The following is a 17,733-nucleotide window of genomic DNA, read 5'->3' on the forward strand; positions in this document are numbered from 1 at the left end:
ACGAATATTCTTGTAATATAGATTTTTGTAAAAGAGCACTTTTCTTAATTTTTGTAATAATCTAGTCAGTTAAACTGATCAATAACATGAAGTACAGGTGTAGATATCTTCGTATTCTTCAGACACATACATCATGGATAGATTCAACTAAGGAGGTAGTTTATGAAAGCAATTATATTAGGGATTGGTGCAGCTTTCTTTTTTGCCATAACTTTTGTACTAAATCGTTCAATGGAGCTTTCTGGTGGCAGTTGGCTATGGAGTGCATCATTACGCTATTTTTTCATGATTCCATTTTTATTGATTATTGTTTTATGGAGAAAAAGTCTTAAAGATTTACTAAGAGAAATGAAAAAGCATCCTGTTCAATGGTTATTATGGAGCTGTGTTGGGTTTGGATTATTTTATGGTCCTTTATGTTTTTCATCTGCGTATGGTCCTGGTTGGCTTGTTGCTGGAACATGGCAAATTACCATCATTTCAGGCTCATTACTTGTCCCATTTTTCTCAGAAGTGATCCAAACACCCAATGGTCCTGTAAAAGTGAAAGGGAAAATCCCTTTTAAAGGATTAATGATGTCCTTAATTATTTTAATTGGTGTCTTTTGTATGCAATTTAACCAAGGGGAGGACATATCTCTAAAGAGTACATTATTGGTTGTGCTTCCTGTTCTGATTGCATCTTTCGCCTATCCACTGGGTAATCGAAAGATGATGCAAATATGTGAAGGAAGATTAGATCCATTTCAAAGGGTATTAGGAATGACAATTGCGAGTCTTCCTTTTTGGATCATCCTATCTGTTTATGCTCTTAAAACAGTCGGAACTCCTAGTGTAAGCCAGTTGAATCAGTCATTAATTGTTGCTATTTCTTCAGGAGTCATTGCAACTGTCCTGTTTTTTAAAGCGACTGATCTTGTTAAAGATGATGTTTCTCAACTAGCAGCTGTGGAAGCAACCCAGTCTGTTGAAATACTATTTGCCTTAATTGGAGAAATTATTATTTTACATGCAGCATTTCCATCAATGTTTGCATTATTTGGTATTTTTCTCGTTATTATAGGAATGATTCTACATAGTTATATTTCACGTCCAAAAGATGTAATTATAAATGAAGAAATTGGTGCTTAATTAAGAAAAATTGGTATGCATGATTTATGAATCTTTAACCGAATTTATATGATAGAGGTATATTCTAATTTGAGGTGAAAATAATTGGATACAACTTTAGCCTACTTAAGAGAATCATTATCAAACCATGTAAATCGGTCAACAGGTCAAAGGATTTATAAAAAATTACAAAATCATTATAAAAACGAAGAAGAATTTGTAAGAGATTTAGATGAGGAAGAAATTTCTTTTTTGAACTCAATTTTAAAAGATGAAATTTCTTATGCACAGAATGAAAAAGATGAGAAGAGAGTACATCAGCTAAATGAAGTTTATGAATTACTTATCTAAAGTTTGATCATCATTTAAAATGGCAAGCAATTGAAATAAAGGGGATGTCAAGCTATGGGTGCAATTGAAAGAAATGGCTATATATTTGAACCTGAATTTAGCGTTATTAGTCAAGATGGGGCAATACATGTCTATAAGGAAGGAAAATTTGTTGAAGAAATTAAATTCGAATTCCAAGGTAAATTCCCTGAACATAATCAAATTGAAGAATTGGTGAATCACTACTGTGCATAGGTCCATCAGTGATGAATTTGATATACTGTAATTTTATTATGTAAACCAATGTCATATTCCTATAAAACAGACTATAAATTGTAGTCTGTTTTTCATTTTTAAACTGGAGTCTCAGTTTATTCATTACTGGATACGTGCTAATATTTAATATAGAAGAATATAAATACAATGAGGTGAAAATCATGTTGAAAATTGGAATTATCGGACTTGGGGATATAGCCAATAAAGCCTATTTACCCGTATTATCTAGTCTTGAAAATATTGAAATCCATCTTTATACAAGAAATCAAATCAAGTTAAAAAATATTCAAGAAAAATATCGTTTTAAAAAGAGCCATGAATCCCTATCATCTTTAATAACTAGCGGAATTACAGGAGCTTTTGTTCATAGTGCGACAGAATCACATGAAGAAATTATCGAAAAACTTCTTGAAAATAATATTCATGTTTATGTGGATAAACCAATTACATATGATCTTGAATCAACGGAAAAATTACTTAGATTAGCAGAAAAAAATAAATTAATCTTAACGGCGGGGTTTAACCGAAGATTTGCACCTTCTTATAAAAATTTAAAAAAGCTTTCCAATCCTAACATGATTATTATGCAAAAAAATCGCCAAAACCTCCCTGAAGATAATAGAAAATTTATTTTTGATGACTTTATCCATGTTGTAGATACATTACTATATATGTTTCCTTATCCGATTGAGGATATTGTCATTAATGGCAGAAAACAAAATCAGCTTCTTTACCATGTAGTTATTCAATTGATTTCAAAATATGGTACAGCAATAGGGATAATGAATCGTGATAGTGGAACAAATGAAGAGAAACTTGAAATGATGAATTCAGAAGAAAAAAGAGTAGTGACCAATGTGGCAGATTTAATCATTCGGAAAGATAGAAATGAAACAAGAATTGGATATAGTGATTGGGAACAGACCCTGTACAAACGTGGATTTGAACAAGCTGTAGCAGATTTTATTCACGCAATTGAATATAATCATGCTCCATCCATTACTAAAGAAGAACTCGTCAAAACTCATGAGTTATGTGAAATGATTGTAAATAAGATTGCAGAAATTTAATTAGTTGTAATGGATTTTTTGAACATGGAAGAAGGGAGGATCTAAGTTGTTAGAGAAATATTTAAATCGAATTCCAAAAATAATTGGTGAAATAAATTATAGCAAGTACGCTGTTTTTTTACCTATTATTAAGAAGAAAGAAGAGTATCATATTTTATTCGAGGTCCGTGCCTATCATATGAGAAGGCAGCCAGGAGAAGTTTGTTTTCCTGGAGGTAGAGTAGATAAAACTGATAGAGATTCCAAAATGACAGCCCTTCGTGAAACAAAGGAAGAACTTGGCGTGGATTCAGTAAATATAGAACAAATATTTCCATTAGATTATGTTGTGTCACCATTTGGTACCATTATTTATCCATATGCAGGAATAATAAGAGACGAGGTAGAAATTATTCCTAACCCAGAGGAAGTAGCAGAAACGTTTACAGTTCCTTTATCTTTTTTTATGGAAACAGATCCAGAATATTATAAGGTACATTTTCATGCAGAACCTGAAAAAGACTTTCCTTTCCATTCAATTTATGGTGGGGAAAAATATAAATGGCAAATTAGACATATGGATGAATTGTTCTATTTTTATGGAAGTTATACTATTTGGGGATTAACAGCAAATATATTAAAAAATTTTATTGAAATAATAAATAATGAATCTAGCGATAGTTAATATATCCATCTAAAGTTGAAATTAATGTCGGTGAAAGGAAAAATAAAATACTTGCAAATAAGAATGATTCCGTATTATTATTAGAGAGGATATTTTGTTTTTCTTTTTCCTTTGAATTGTAAATCGGAATGATTTTGTTTTAAAAAAAGAAAAGATAAAAGAATAGTATACTTATATTTTAATTGTACATGATAAATCGTAATTATGTCGATTCATAGAAACGAGGTACGTATATGCTAAAAAGACATTATATGATCAGTCTAATAGTGGTTATCTCCACTTTATTCATTGTCAGTGGCTGTTCAAGTAGGTCTGCAGTAAAAGATGGGAACAATGGAAAATTGCAAATTGTAACTACTTTTTATCCGATGTATGAATTTACAAAGAATATTGCTAAGGATAAAGCGAATGTCGAACTTTTAATTCCGTCTAATATTGAACCACATGATTGGGAGCCATCACCGAAAGATGTTGGCCGTATTCAAAATGCAGATCTATTTGTCTATAACAGTCAATATTTCGAAACTTGGGTCCCTGCCATTCAAAAAAGTGTAGGGAATGAGAAACTTTCTTTTGTTGAGGCTAGTAGCAAGATCCATTTAGCTGGAAATTCATCGGATAATCATCATGAAAATGTTGATCCACATGTTTGGTTAAGCCCAGTATTAGCGCAGAAAGAAGTTAAAGCAATAACAAGTGCAATAATAAAAGCTGATCCTAAAAATAAAGAATATTATCAAAAAAATAGTGATCAATACATTGAAAAATTATCAAAATTAGATCGAGACTACCGAACAGCCTTAAAAGATGCGAAGAAAAAGGAAATTATCACACAGCATTCTGCATTTGGTTATTTGACAAAGGAATATGGACTTAAGCAAGTTCCTATTGCCGGTTTATCTCCTTCTCAAGAACCAAGTCCGTCTAAATTAAGTGAGCTAAAACAATTTGCTGAAGAGCATCAAGTTAAAATCATTTATTTTGAGGAACTTACATCCCCAAAAGTTGCTGAGACATTAGCGAATGAAATTGGTGCAAAAACCGAAGTATTAAGTACACTAGAAGGTTTAAGTAAGGAAGAACAGGAAAAGGGTTCAAATTATATTACGGTAATGCAAAAGAATCTAGATGCGATTAAAAAGTCTGTAATTGATTAGAATGTTAATCACACTTGTTTCTTAATATTACTTCGCAATTTACTATTGAGGCAAAGCAAAAGCGTGTGCAATGTTCAAACGCACGCTTTTTGTCTTTAATTAGAGAAAGGACTGGTACATGTGAAATTAGCATCATTACACAATATTGTATTTGGATATACTCATACCCCTGCACTAAATGGGGTTTCGTTTGAATTAAATAGTGGAGAGTTTGTTGGAATTACTGGTCCTAATGGTGCTTCTAAGTCAACAATGTTGAAGATTATGCTTGGTTTATTAAAGCCATGGGAAGGTGAAGTGATCATTAGTAAGAAAAATGCTCAAGGAAAACGTCTTACGATTGGATATGTACCACAACAAATTGCATCCTTCAATGTTGGTTTCCCAAGTACAGTAATTGAACTTGTTCGTTCCGGTAGATATCCAAAAGGAAAATGGTTCAGGCGATTAAATGAAACTGATGAGTTAAATGTAAAAAATGCACTTGAAATGGTTGGTATGTGGGAATTTCGAAACCACAAAATTGGCGCATTATCAGGTGGGCAAAAACAAAAAATTTGTATTGCTCGTACATTGGCATCTGAACCAGATCTATTAGTCTTGGATGAGCCGACAACAGGGATGGATTTTGAAAGCCGAAAAGGCTTTTATGAGTTTATGAGTCATCAGGTAAAAAAGCATAATCGCACAGTCATCATGGTTACACATGATCAGGATGAGGTAGAGGATTATCTTGATAAAATCATCCACTTAGAGAAAGGGGAGCAAGGCGGATGGAAATGTTTAACCTTGAATTCATGCAACGGGCGTTTTGGGCTGGTGGACTAATCGGTATTATCGCCCCACTTTTAGGAGTTTTTCTTGTTTTAAGAAGGCAAGCATTAATGGCAGATACACTATCCCACATTTCATTAGCAGGGGTTGCGATTGGATTTTTTATTCATACAAATGTAACGTTTTCAACGATTGTTGTAGTCATCATTGGTGCGGTTGGGATTGAATATATGAGAAGGGCATATCATACGTATTCGGAGGTGTCGATTGCTATTTTAATGGCTGCAGGTTTGAGCTTTGCATTATTTTTAATGAGTATAACTGATGGTGGAATGACTACGAATATTGATCAGTTCTTGTTTGGATCGATTGTAACTATTAGTAGTTCACAGGTTTATACAATGGTTGGTGTTACAATCGTTATTTTACTATATTTCTTTATCCTTCGAAGGCCTTTATATTTAATGACTTTTGATGAGGATACCGCATTTACAAGTGGCATTAATACGAAACTTTTATCCTTGTCATTTAGTATTATTACCGGCTTGGCTATTTCAGTGATCATTCCAACGATTGGTGTATTACTTGTTTCAGCTTTACTAGTTCTACCTGCTGCCTTTGCCATTCGGTTAACGAAAGGATTTAAAATGGTGTTTGCTACAGCAATGATTATAGCATTATTTAGTATTTTTTCAGGTCTTATTACAAGTTATCAATTAGGAACTCCACCAGGAGCTACCATCACGCTATTATTAGTAGTCATTTTATTGGTTGGCTTTTCTGTTCAAAAACTAATCCTTCATTTCGCCAGAAGTTTGAAGCGGAAAAAGCATAAACAATTATATAATAATTGAATAAAGCTATCCCGTTCAATAAAAAAGACACTCCATATTACAATTGTTACTAATTGAAAATTTTTACAAACAAAAACACTTGGGGTATATACCTAAGTGTTTTTTTCTATCTAAATTTATTTGAAATTTCCCGATTGCATTTCGTAATTTCTTACGATCATTCCGTTTGATTTTCTCATTCCAAATTTCTCATAATAAGGAACCAAGTCGTCATCACAACACAAGTCAACCATATAAATATCATCTAGTTCTTTTAATATTCTTTTGACTAACTCCTTACCAATCCCTTTATTTTTATATTCTGGCAACACTTCAAGTAACGGAATGTAGGCAGTTAACACCCCGTCGCTAATAGCTGTTATAAATCCTACTACTTGATTAGATTTATCATCTATAGCAATGACTACTTTACTACTGTTTTTTAATAGTTTTAAATGGGTTTGTTGATTTGGAGGATTAAGCCAATCAACAAAAAAGCCATTCAACATGTCCGAAGAAACTTCCTCAAGAGAATTTTTATATATCATCACTTTCAACTCCTAAATATTTAATTCTTTTTAGGCTGACGATATATCAAAAGTAAAGTAACAAAATCATGACCTCCAAACGATGCATGTGATTCTTTAAGTAATAAAATTCCTTTTTCTATGTACTTTTGGCTATAAAGTATTTCAAATTAAAATTAATTTAATACTTGAAGGGATTACTTAATTAAACTTACTAAGCATTTTGTTACATTGCAATTCTATACTAAATAAAAACCTCAGATTATTACTGAGCTCCCATTAAATTTGGAATAAAAACATTCATAAATAAAAAGTATCCAATTGCACCAACAATTAACGAGATTAGGATTACGACAATAGGTAATTTTATAGCTTTCATTGTTTTCCTCCTTTTCTCAATTATAACACAATCATATTTCTTTAGGAAAAATATTACAAAAATAATAATGTCGAGTTATTAATAAAATAAACTTTTTTATGAATCCTTTGTATGAGTTCTCTTGTACTTTACTATGTCGTAAATTGCTCTATGTGCTAATACGAGTATGGACAATAATATCCAATAGAAATACGAATTAGTACAGTAAAAACAATAACATAGCTTACTAGGTTGACAATTAAATTTGCAAATTCTGATTTGAATATTATAATCATCGCATTTTATTCATTACTAGATATACGTTTGGTAAATATAAATGTTTCATTTGAGGGTAAGATGGAGGAATGAAATAAAGAAGAAGTGAAAGAATGATATTATTGTGGATGTTAACAAAATAGTAATGATGATTAATAAGGGTGGTAAAAGTGAATAAAAAATTCATGGAGGATATGTTGCATTTTTTACCGACTTGGAAACAAGGAAGCTATTACTGAATTATCTGTTTTACTAAATAAGCGTTTATTAGTATATTAAGTGTGTAGCTAGTGAAATGAATGTTTGCTCTAATGAAAATCAGTTTAACAAAGAAAGGATGCAAGGATATGACTCTTGTAGTAACAAATGAATTGGCAAAAGTTTTAGAAGCTGCTGAAATAAATACACTTCATTCAAGATTAAATGCTATTCAAAATATCCATTCAAATCCCATGGGGATTGAAGTCAAAACATTCGGTAATGCTACAGCTTTCTCAACCAGGAATATTCCGGGACCATCATTTAATACTGTAAAGGGTATAACAGATGAAGATCAAAACGAAGTTGAAAATATCATTAATTATTATAAGCAAAAAGATATTCCGGTTCGTTTAGAAATTACTCCAGCACATGTATCCTCTAAGTTCTTAACCTATTTAGCTAATATTGGGTTCTATCAAACTGATTTTCATTCAACTTTATTTGCCGATTTGCAATCAATAAATGATCATGCATATTCAGAAATATGGATACGTGAATTAGAAAAGGATGAATTTCACTTATTCGCAGAAATTTATGCGAATGGATTCCAGCTTCCTGCATTTGTACAGGATGGAATCGCGCAAAATAATCAGGTCCTACATAATAGGGATGGTTGGACCTTTTATCTTGCATCCTTCTCCGACCAACCAGCTGGTGTTGGTGTCATCTTTATTCAAGATTCAATTGCAACCCTTGCAGCAGCTGCTACTGAACCTAGTTTTAGAAATAATGGAATTCATCAAGCCTTAATAAGTTCCCGGATTCAACTTGCAAAAGCACTAGATTGTACAATGATTGTTGGACAAGCGAGGTTCGGCAGCATTAGCCAAAATAATATGGAGCGAGCTGGGATGAAGATTGCTTATACAAAGACAATTTGGGTGCAAAAATAAATATAAATCTACATAGAATGTTGATAAATTCTCAATAACTCAATGAAGGGGGAGTATATATTGAAAAAAGCACTCTCGATTTTTTTAATGTTTACCATACTTGTTTTATCAGCATGTTCGAATACTACGATTCAACAAAAATCTGAAAAGGAAGGAAATGAGCCAACAGAAACAGAACTTTCCTGGTTGGAAATATTAGAAGTTGAAGCACAGGAGAATTATAGTGCCCAGAATTTTTTCGAAACATATAGTCAATATATTGATCAGTTTACTACAACTAGAGCAAGAAATACGGCTAATGAGATGTATAATGAGGTTGTACAACATTTAATAACTTCAAAGGATCATAAAAGACTATATTTCTTGTATACTGAAGGATTTATAGATCATAAGGAAGTATTGTCAGAGGATTTAGTTAAAAGTGTAAAGCAAATTGTTGCAGAAGTGAAAAAAGAAGAAGATGCTAAGAAAGAAAAGATAAAAAGCATTTTATCAATCATCGAAAATGGGAATTTTGATTCTTTACATTCCTATACAGATGATACGCTAGAGAAAGAAACTTTAGATAGTTTGTTATCGTATGGGTATGCCATTGAAGAATTTCAAAAAAATGGAGAAACAAACCACTTCTTTGACTTACTTTCAAGTATTAACCCCATGTATCAAGGAGAAAAAAATAAAGAAATAGAAGCATTTGTTACAAAATATGTAGCATTAGATGAGTGGAAAGAAAAATATATTGTAAAAATTAATAAGAGAATTATGAATCAAGAATATAAAGCTGATCAAGTAAAAAATATCCCGCTTGAGATTGGTATGTCAAAGCAGGAAGTAATTCATTCAGCTTGGGGGAAACCACGACAAATTAAGATATTCCCTACAGAACAAGGAGTATCAGAACAATGGGTGTACTCAGATATTAAACATTTAACCTTTGATAATAATGAGTTAACAGGGTGGCAGGAATAAAGCCATTACCCAGTTATTTAAATAAAACCACTGATCATTTATTTTCAGTGGTTTTGCCATTGTTATTTTTTCTATGGAATATTTGATGAAGTTTTCATCTATCTAATTAAAATCTTTCATTTCTAAAAGATGTAACCGTTCTTGGACCTTTCTTTTTTGATATAACATTTTTCCAACTTCTGCTACATCATTTATCATGGAGCGGTTTGAGATCGCTCCAAAAAGTATTCCGGCAATGGGAACCATTTGAAATAGCTTTTTCCACCCAAATTGATCTCGGAACGTGTAGACAACCTCGCGCCAGCCTTGTAATTGTGACATTACTTCATTAGAGCGTTCATCTTGATTATAAAAGGCGGATAACTCTTTTAAAATGGCTTTTTTCCCTACAACATCTGAAGATGAGAATTGCAAGCATTTTAGAATAAATATTCGTTCGTCTTTATTATTTGGATTAAAACCGTGAACGATTGCGATTTCTTGTAATGTTTTTAATGACAAGCCTAAAATTGCAGGAATATCGATCGCCAATGTAACGATTCCACCAATCCCCGTTGTTGCTCCTTGGAGTGTGGCTACCTTTGTCCGACGTTGAATAAGGTCATCACAAATGGTCCTCATTTCTTGTAAAGAAAGATGATCAATGTCCTCGTAACTTTCGATTCTAACTTCAGTCTCTTTTTCAATTAAGCGAAAAATTTGTTTTTCAGAAGTTAAATATTTGCCACCCGTTTGAATAAAACTTCCTAATTCATCTAAAAGAATGCCAATCTTATTATGGATAAAATGAGGGGTTAACTTGTCCAGTAGTTTAAATGGAAGTCTGCTGATTCGTTCCCAGATCCATAGGCCACTAGCAGATTTTTCCCATTTTTTAATTTTTTTGAGTTCTAGTTCTAGTTCTTCCCTTGATTCCATCTGTTATCTCACTTTCGCATTTTATTTATTATTATACTATATTTTCCAGACGGGTTTTACAACATACGTGACTACATTTTGGTATGTGTACATGTGAGCAACAATACAATAGAAATAGTGAGTGAGAGAGGAGATGAAGGGGATGGCCAATCAGGAAGAACTGAGAAGTTATTTGAATGATGTAAATTCATGGTTGGAAGAGGTATCAATTTTTATTGTAGATTTAAACAATGATACTGGGGAGGAGGATATTCAATTATTGATTAATGAAACGAAAGAACTAGTTAACAAGCAACTTGAAGACTCGCAAACAAATGAATCAAAAATTTTAATGATTCAACGCTCCGTAAGTGACATTAATCAATCATTAAAGCCCCTAGAAGCAAAACGAAACAGAATTCAAACGGCAATTCCAATTGGTAAACATATACTTCCTCCATTACCCTATGAGTATAATGCATTAGAGCCATATATAAGTGAAGAAATTATGAGACTTCATCATGATAAACACCATAAAAGTTATGTAGATGGATTAAATAAGGCTGAAACGATGTTAGAGGAGGCACGTAACAAAAATAGATATGAATTAATCAAACATTGGGAGCGAGAAGCGGCGTTCCATGGATCAGGACATTATCTCCATACAATTTTTTGGGAAGTAATGAACCCCCATGGAGGAGGGATGCCACAAGGTGAATTAGCAAAGCAAATTCGAAATGATTTTAGGAGTTATGATCTATTCAAAAAGCATTTTTCAGAGGCTGCTAAAAAAGTTGAAGGGGTTGGATGGTCCATATTAGTATGGTCACCACGTTCACATCGCTTAGAAATTCTTCAAGCAGAAAGACATCAATTTCTAACCCAATGGGATACTATTCCACTCTTAGTCTTAGATGTGTGGGAACATGCCTATTATTTACAATACAAAAATAACCGCGATCAATACGTTGATGCATGGTGGAATATTGTGTATTGGAGAAATGTTGAAAAACGTTATGAGGAAGCAAAGAAGTTAAAATGGAAACCTTTTTGAGACTATTAAGTCAGTGGAATCTGCATATATAACAAAGAGTATTTTGACCTTTGCAATATTCAGGATGGTATATTCATTCATATGGAATATAAAAACAAGTAAATTTCTATTACACTTGAACCACATGTAGATATAAATAAAAATGCCCTATAAAGGGAATCAAATGGTAGAGTTGGTTATAGTGAGTTGTAGATAAAATAATGATCAAGGGGGTGTCTGAAAGTCCTCAGACAGCCCCTTCATTCTTCATGTTGGAATAGATGATGTAGTAATCTTTCTTTATCATTAAAGAATTGTTTCATAATAGAATAATGGTTGGTTTCCTCTAATGAAACTTCATTTATTCCTTCATCAGTTAACTCAATAATCTTTGAATCTGGATACGCCATAATAATTGGTGAGTGTGTGGCGATAACAAATTGTGATTGCTGATTCACAAGTTCATGGATTCTTGTTAGCATGGATAATTGTCTTATAGGGGAAAGTGCTGCTTCAGGTTCATCCAGAATATATAGGCCATTACCATTAAATCGATTTAAAAACGTATTAAAAAAGGATTCCCCATGTGATTGCTCATGTAAAGAAACGCCTCCAAAAGAATCGATGACCCGTGGACCAGATAATGGTTCATTATCTAATTGTTCAATGTTGGAAGCAACATTATAAAATGTTTCTGCACGAAGAAAAAAACCATCTTCTGGGCGAAAAACCCCTTTGGCTAGTTTTATATACTGTTCCAATTCTGAATGGGAATCATAGGTGGAAAAATTAAAGTTAAAGGTTCCTCCTTCTGGGTTAAATCCAATAGCAACGGCAATCGCTTCGAGTAAAGTAGATTTGCCCATTCCATTTTCTCCTACTAAATAAGTTACCTTTGGATGAAATTGAATCCTGTCTATTGATTTCAGAATGGGAAGATTGAATGGATAATAATTATAAGATGGAATTTCCTTCGTTTTTAATTCGAGGTGTTTAATATATGGTTGATGTAAAATCGGTTCCAAAAAGAATCACCCACTAAAAATTTAATGAATTCAATGATATGTTTTAGCATATCACAAATAAATGACGTCTTTTAGTGTTTTTACTGGGTTATTGTATAAATTAGGTAAAAACCTGTTTGTGATTTTTCATTCTTATGATTTAAAAGAGGATTATTCATAGTAGTAGAGAATACATAACATATAAATGTATAGGGGTGTTTTTTATGGAACGTAAAGAATTTTTACTAGAGCAAATGCGTGCCTGTCATAATGAAAGCGGCTGGTTTTCTTCACTAAATGACGCTTTAAATGGTCTAAATGATGCAGATGCTGTGTATAAAGATGTAGATAAAACAAATAGCATTAAAGAAATTATTCAGCATTTGTTGTTTTGGAATGAACTTTACTTAAAAAGATTTCAAGGGAAAATGGTAATTAAGGAAGATATTATAAATGATCAAACATTCATCTATAAAAATGATAGTGACTGGAAATCCATCCTTCAACAATTTAATGAAATTTTAAAACAATGGGAAGAAGAGATTTCAAACTGTCATGAAACTAAGTTAGACAGCAATCCACCACATGATTCTAATAGTACTTGGTGGGAAGTGTTATTAAACATTCCAATACATCATGCGTATCACATTGGTCAGATCGTTCATATTCGTAAAAGCCAAGGCAATTGGGACACCATGAATGGTGTGAATTAGAACTGATTATATATGTTTTTTAGCTAAAAAGGAGAATGGGAGTATGATTTTAGAAATAAAAAATACGATAGATGATGTGAAATGGGAAGAGATCCGTGAGGTCTATCAATCTGTCGGTTGGAATAAACATACAATAGAAATTATACAAACAGTTTTTAAAAATAGTAATGAAGTTTGTATAATAATGACAGAAGGAAAGATTGTTGGAATTGGTCGAGCACTTTCAGATGGAGTGTTCAATGCAGCAATTTATGATATTGTTGTTCATCGAGACTTTCAAAAATTAGGAATAGCAAAAGAAATCATTCATTATTTTATCGAGCGTTTCAAGAATGTTTCGTGTGTCCACCTAATTGCTACTACTGGAAACGAAGGATTTTATGAAAAACTGGGATTCAAAAAAACGAAAACAGGTATGGCAAGGTATTTAAACTCTTCATTATCAAATGAATATTTAGTGGATTAATATATCATGTAATTTTTATGCTTGATATGAAAAAATGATTTTAAAATTGTTTTAGCAAAAACTTGCATTTTTTAATTATATCTGTTATTCTAAATAAGAATTATTTTTGTTCGGTATGTAAGGAAAAGATAGTGTTTTTAACATATCGCCTGATATCACTTGAGCAAGGATAGTAATACAATGTGTGTATTGCACACTAGGAGGAAGATTTACATGACACAAGGTACAGTTAAATGGTTCAACAGCGAAAAAGGATTCGGCTTCATCGAAGTTGAAGGCGGAGACGATGTATTCGTTCATTTCTCAGCGATCCAAGGCGAAGGTTACAAAACACTTGAAGAAGGTCAAAAAGTAACTTTTGACGTTGAACAAGGTCAACGTGGAGCTCAAGCTGCTAACGTAGTAAAAGCTTAATTGTTGCATAAAAAAACAGACTCATTTTGAGTCTGTTTTTTATTTTCCATTGTTTGATAAGTCATTATCTAAAGCATTGTTAATATTAAGTATAAATAACTGAGAAAAAGCTACAAACTTCAAGCGCCAAAAGCATTTATTCGATTTGAAAGGCCGGAAATAGGGATTTTACAGAAGAAACAAAAATACGAAAACTGGCTATTTGATCAGACTTTTTCGATGACATTTTAATTACATAAATTGTTGAATTGTTTTTTTAAGATTATAATTTTTTATTTTAAGCACACCATAAACTTTGATTGAATTAATGGTCTTTAAGGCTAAATCCGTATCAATATCCTTTTCTAGAATAAGCATTCCGAGTACTTTAATATCAAGTTTCACATTATTATGTATAATTTCTTGAAGCGATTTCCGATTGTATCTGCATATTCCAATTACGAAGGATTTATTTATAATCATTTGATTAACCTCATCGGAATGAGTTGTTAATTGATTTCGAATGGCCGTTTTAATGAAATCCGGAGGGACAGGGGGTCGGTTCTTTCGTCCCAGTGGGACAAAAGAACCGACCCCCTGTCCCTTTTAATGCAAAAGAGGGGAAATCATAAGTATATTTTACTTATGATTTCCCCTCAAAAAAAGGTAACAGTAAATGGTTTGTTTATTATACCATAGAAATAGTATTTTTGATAAAAAATTTTATATTTCGAAAAAATACTCATTTATTTTTATGTATGGAAAAATGATAAGGTGGTATCAATGAATTGAATAATCTTAAAGAATCTTCTGTTTTGTTTAAGTGAAAAGGAGATAGAATTATTGTTCGCACAGGGAACTCTGGTTAGGCTAAATACTCTTTATCTGTTTTTTTCATAAATATCCTGATAAGGCTAATTACATTAACCAGGGGTCTTTTGTATAGTTCTTAGTTATAGATCATCGCTTTTAATTTTTTTTACGGCCGTGTATATTTTAATTCTCCTAACAACTTTTTCATGAAGTTTTTCTTTTAAGAGGCTCAACAAATACTTTTTGATACAAGTAGTTTAGAATTGCTACGGCCACACTTAATAGGAAAAGTTGCTTTCGGCTCATTTTAACCATCTTATATATACCTAGTTTCTCTGCTATTGTTGTTAAAGGATAAGCAAATAAATAGTCAGCAAAAATATTACTCAATAAATACAACCAAAATCTCTTGTACGTCATTTTAAAGACCCAAAAATTTATGATAGTAAAAGGACCAAAAACAAAAGAGACATCTGTTGCTAATTTAGGGAAGATAGGATTTCTTACTTTCCACCATTTTAACTTTTGTGATAGCTCACTTATTAGTGCAATAATCAAGTCACTAAAAATAATAGTAGGGAGGAAGCGAAGAAAGGAATTTTTTCCGAGCTTTCCCACAGATAACCAAGGCAAAAACAGTATCAAATACATTTTCCATTTCCCTTTCATAAACAACCTCCTGAGTAAAGTGAAAAATACTATGCTGGACTACGAATTATTGGTATTTTTACCTAAAAAATCTTTAATATTCAAATTGTATTATTAGTGTAAAATCGATTGTAATTTTAATTGAGTAAGTATGTTATTGAATTATTGAAGCAAGTTTGTAAATGAAGGAATTTATGAAATGTTGGCGAATTTAATAATTGTATGAGTTCATTCTAATTGGATTATGAACCACCAAAACAACCAATTTCTGTTTATGCTTAAGTAAAGAACCAAGATGAGATTTTATTAATTAGGACTCATTAAAGTATTATTAGCGTATTAAGTATTAGAAGATCATAAGACTCGTGAATTTTATGAGTAACTGTACAACATTTAGACTGTTGAGGCTTTGTTGCGAAAGAAACAAAATCCGGGTATACTTTATATAAATCGGGAAGGTGCTATCATGGATAAAAGGCAGCAGTTAATGAGTGAACTTATGGATTTATGCAATGAAATAACCTGGCTTAATAAACCAGAACTAGAATCGGCTATAGATGGCTATACATTGAGTGAGATAGAATTGATCGAAAATATCTCCCTAATCCCAAATGCAAACGTAACAAAACTTGCGGCGGCAAGCTATATGACTCGAGGTGCTATAAGTAAGCTCACCAAGAAGCTTATTGCGAAAAATATTATTGAGAGCTATCAAAATGCTGAAAATAAAAAAGAGATATATTTCCGATTAACAACGAATGGGCAAAAAATAAATAATGTCCATCAAGAATTACATCGGACGTTTCTCGAACGTGACAAAGAAGTATTTAAAAACATGACTGATGACGATTTCAACACTATTTTTCGTTTCATTGGTCGATACAGGCAACATTTGAAAAATATCACTGTGTAAGTGGTATTTTTTTATTTTGTTTTATTGTTGACGAGGAAACAATAAAGGAGTAAACTAATTTTGTTAACGAGGAAACAATAACCTTGGAGGGGAAATATTATGAATACTTCAATCAATAAACACGCACTAACGTTTGGGTTTATCTCTGTCTTTTTAACAGGTCTAGGATTGACTATCGTAAGCCCTGTTTTACCTTTTCTAGTAAAATCTTATACTAGTGATTCAAACAGTCAGGCTACTGCAATAACACTCATTACTTCTATATACGCACTTTCTGTATTCTTGGCTGCACCAGTTTTAGGCGCATTAAGTGACAGGTATGGTCGTCGTCCAGTGTTGATTATTAGCTTAATCGGTTCTAGTCTTGGTTATTTTATTTTTGGTCTTGGAGGGGCACTTTGGATTCTCTTCCTTGGACGTACCATTGAGGGTTTGACAGGTGGTGAAATTTCAGCGATTTTTGCTTACTTTGCTGATATCACTCCCTCCAGTGAACGCACAAAATTCTTTGGTTGGATTAGTGCAGTTGTTGGAGTTGGCACTACTCTCGGTCCTACAATTGGAGGGGCACTTGCAACTTTTGGGAATAGCGTCCCTTTGTATGCTGGCGCTATATTAACATTGCTTAATGCCATATATGGATATTTCTTTATGCCTGAGAGCCTAGAAAAGCCTAGACGCTCTTCTAGCATTTCCGCTAAGGATCTCAATCCGTTTATTCAACTATCAAACATTTTTTCCTTTAAATCTATTAAATGGCTATTAATTACTGGATTCCTAATATGGATTCCTAATGGATCATTACAAGCTATTTTCTCTCAATTTTCAATTGATACCTTTGCATGGAAGCCTGTTCTAATTGGTTTGACATTTTCAATAATGGGAGTGCTTGATATCATCTCGCAAGCGATCATTATGCCACGATTACTTAAGCTTGTGACAGATAAAAAAATTGCTCTTTTAGGTATGATAAATGAAATTATAGGTTATATCTTTATTGCTGTTTCAGCATTAACAGCATTTTATCCACTCTTTATAGTAGGTATGATATTCTTTGGGTTCGGTGACTCTATCTTTGGTCCATCATTTAATGGCATGCTTTCAAAATCTGTTAGCATCAGAGAACAAGGGCGTATACTTGGTGGTTCTCAAAGCATTCAATCGCTAGCTCGAGTTATTGGACCGATTATTGGCGGACAGTTGTATTCAATTGTTAGCCACTCCACTCCAGCCATCATGGGTATAATATTAATTGGAGTATCTGCGCTTGTATTATCAAACCAACATGGTTAGATTCAATAAAAATCGCTCTATTGAATTTGGATGTATAGCTTCTAATTGAATTAGGTTTATGA

Annotated in this window: 21 protein-coding genes; 16 read left to right on the forward strand and 5 right to left on the reverse strand. The window is 32.5% G+C overall.

The window, feature by feature from the left end; all coding sequences use genetic code 11:
• Positions 1-162 precede the first annotated feature (162 nt).
• From NST63_RS11720 to NST63_RS11755, 8 genes are all read left to right on the forward strand, one after another.
• A complete protein-coding gene (locus NST63_RS11720; RefSeq protein ID WP_341042186.1) occupies positions 163-1,131 on the forward strand; it encodes a DMT family transporter in 969 nt (322 codons plus the stop codon).
• 84 nt (positions 1,132-1,215) lie between these two features.
• A complete protein-coding gene (locus tag NST63_RS11725; RefSeq protein WP_212945252.1) occupies positions 1,216-1,461 on the forward strand; it encodes a sigma-G-dependent sporulation-specific acid-soluble spore protein CsgA in 246 nt (81 codons plus the stop codon).
• A 54-nt stretch (positions 1,462-1,515) separates the two neighbouring features.
• Positions 1,516-1,695 carry a YbxH family protein gene (locus NST63_RS11730; protein ID WP_341042188.1) on the forward strand — a complete coding sequence of 60 codons (180 nt, stop codon included), beginning with the start codon at positions 1,516-1,518 and terminating at the stop codon, positions 1,693-1,695.
• Between the two features lie 182 nt (positions 1,696-1,877).
• The gene (locus NST63_RS11735; protein WP_341042189.1) at positions 1,878-2,786 is read left to right on the forward strand and encodes a Gfo/Idh/MocA family protein; all 909 of its coding nucleotides are present in this window, start codon (positions 1,878-1,880) and stop codon (positions 2,784-2,786) included.
• A 46-nt stretch (positions 2,787-2,832) separates the two neighbouring features.
• Entirely contained in the window at positions 2,833-3,450 is a 618-nt protein-coding gene (locus tag NST63_RS11740; RefSeq protein ID WP_212945254.1) for an NUDIX hydrolase, read from the forward strand.
• Positions 3,451-3,683: 233 nt separating this feature from the next.
• The gene (locus NST63_RS11745; protein WP_212945255.1) at positions 3,684-4,607 is read left to right on the forward strand and encodes a metal ABC transporter substrate-binding protein; all 924 of its coding nucleotides are present in this window, start codon (positions 3,684-3,686) and stop codon (positions 4,605-4,607) included.
• A 120-nt stretch (positions 4,608-4,727) separates the two neighbouring features.
• Positions 4,728-5,435 carry a metal ABC transporter ATP-binding protein gene (locus tag NST63_RS11750; protein WP_058004449.1) on the forward strand — a complete coding sequence of 236 codons (708 nt, stop codon included), beginning with the start codon at positions 4,728-4,730 and terminating at the stop codon, positions 5,433-5,435.
• Positions 5,381-6,235: a metal ABC transporter permease gene (locus NST63_RS11755; protein WP_212945256.1), complete on the forward strand. Its 855-nt coding sequence runs from the start codon at positions 5,381-5,383 to the stop codon at positions 6,233-6,235. The genes NST63_RS11750 and NST63_RS11755 overlap by 55 nt, the downstream gene beginning before the upstream one ends.
• Before the next feature lie 116 nt (positions 6,236-6,351).
• Here NST63_RS11755 and NST63_RS11760 read toward each other — a convergent pair whose 3' ends face one another.
• Positions 6,352-6,762 carry a GNAT family N-acetyltransferase gene (locus NST63_RS11760; RefSeq protein ID WP_212945257.1) on the reverse strand — a complete coding sequence of 137 codons (411 nt, stop codon included), beginning with the start codon at positions 6,760-6,762 and terminating at the stop codon, positions 6,352-6,354.
• 960 nt (positions 6,763-7,722) lie between these two features.
• Here NST63_RS11760 and NST63_RS11765 point away from each other — a divergent pair.
• Together NST63_RS11765 and NST63_RS11770 are read left to right on the forward strand one after the other, a co-directional pair.
• Entirely contained in the window at positions 7,723-8,529 is an 807-nt protein-coding gene (locus tag NST63_RS11765) for a GNAT family N-acetyltransferase (protein WP_341042191.1), read from the forward strand.
• Between the two features lie 60 nt (positions 8,530-8,589).
• Positions 8,590-9,498 (forward strand): hypothetical protein, encoded by a 909-nt coding sequence (locus tag NST63_RS11770; RefSeq protein ID WP_212945258.1) that lies wholly within the window; start codon positions 8,590-8,592, stop codon positions 9,496-9,498.
• A 102-nt stretch (positions 9,499-9,600) separates the two neighbouring features.
• On the opposite strand, the gene NST63_RS11775 is transcribed toward NST63_RS11770, so the two are convergent.
• A complete protein-coding gene (locus NST63_RS11775) occupies positions 9,601-10,416 on the reverse strand; it encodes an EcsC family protein (RefSeq protein ID WP_212945259.1) in 816 nt (271 codons plus the stop codon).
• A 142-nt stretch (positions 10,417-10,558) separates the two neighbouring features.
• Between NST63_RS11775 and NST63_RS11780 the strand changes: the two genes are divergently transcribed.
• Positions 10,559-11,449 (forward strand): superoxide dismutase, encoded by an 891-nt coding sequence (locus NST63_RS11780; protein WP_212945260.1) that lies wholly within the window; start codon positions 10,559-10,561, stop codon positions 11,447-11,449.
• A gap of 239 nt (positions 11,450-11,688) precedes the next feature.
• Here NST63_RS11780 and NST63_RS11785 read toward each other — a convergent pair whose 3' ends face one another.
• Positions 11,689-12,444 carry an AAA family ATPase gene (locus tag NST63_RS11785; RefSeq protein ID WP_212945365.1) on the reverse strand — a complete coding sequence of 252 codons (756 nt, stop codon included), beginning with the start codon at positions 12,442-12,444 and terminating at the stop codon, positions 11,689-11,691.
• Positions 12,445-12,656: 212 nt separating this feature from the next.
• Between NST63_RS11785 and NST63_RS11790 the strand changes: the two genes are divergently transcribed.
• The 3 genes from NST63_RS11790 (at position 12,657) to NST63_RS11800 (ending at position 14,025) form a co-directional block, all read left to right on the forward strand.
• A complete protein-coding gene (locus NST63_RS11790) occupies positions 12,657-13,145 on the forward strand; it encodes a DinB family protein (protein WP_341042192.1) in 489 nt (162 codons plus the stop codon).
• Positions 13,146-13,188: 43 nt separating this feature from the next.
• Complete coding sequence (locus NST63_RS11795) at positions 13,189-13,611, forward strand: GNAT family N-acetyltransferase (protein ID WP_341042193.1); 423 nt, start codon at positions 13,189-13,191, stop codon at positions 13,609-13,611.
• A 213-nt stretch (positions 13,612-13,824) separates the two neighbouring features.
• Positions 13,825-14,025 (forward strand): cold-shock protein, encoded by a 201-nt coding sequence (locus NST63_RS11800; protein ID WP_058006790.1) that lies wholly within the window; start codon positions 13,825-13,827, stop codon positions 14,023-14,025.
• A 231-nt stretch (positions 14,026-14,256) separates the two neighbouring features.
• Here NST63_RS11800 and NST63_RS27770 read toward each other — a convergent pair whose 3' ends face one another.
• Complete coding sequence (locus tag NST63_RS27770) at positions 14,257-14,580, reverse strand: CopG family transcriptional regulator (protein ID WP_436580487.1); 324 nt, start codon at positions 14,578-14,580, stop codon at positions 14,257-14,259.
• A 441-nt stretch (positions 14,581-15,021) separates the two neighbouring features.
• Entirely contained in the window at positions 15,022-15,486 is a 465-nt protein-coding gene (locus NST63_RS11805) for a hypothetical protein (RefSeq protein ID WP_212945265.1), read from the reverse strand.
• Between the two features lie 445 nt (positions 15,487-15,931).
• Between NST63_RS11805 and NST63_RS11810 the strand changes: the two genes are divergently transcribed.
• Both NST63_RS11810 and NST63_RS11815 read left to right on the forward strand, forming a co-directional pair.
• Complete coding sequence (locus tag NST63_RS11810; protein WP_212945266.1) at positions 15,932-16,378, forward strand: MarR family transcriptional regulator; 447 nt, start codon at positions 15,932-15,934, stop codon at positions 16,376-16,378.
• Positions 16,379-16,477: 99 nt separating this feature from the next.
• Positions 16,478-17,671: an MFS transporter gene (locus tag NST63_RS11815; RefSeq protein WP_341042195.1), complete on the forward strand. Its 1,194-nt coding sequence runs from the start codon at positions 16,478-16,480 to the stop codon at positions 17,669-17,671.
• The last annotated feature ends 62 nt before the right edge of the window (positions 17,672-17,733 follow it).

Source organism: Heyndrickxia sp. FSL W8-0496, assembly GCF_038007825.1.
GTDB lineage: Bacteria > Bacillota > Bacilli > Bacillales > Bacillaceae_C > Heyndrickxia > Heyndrickxia oleronia.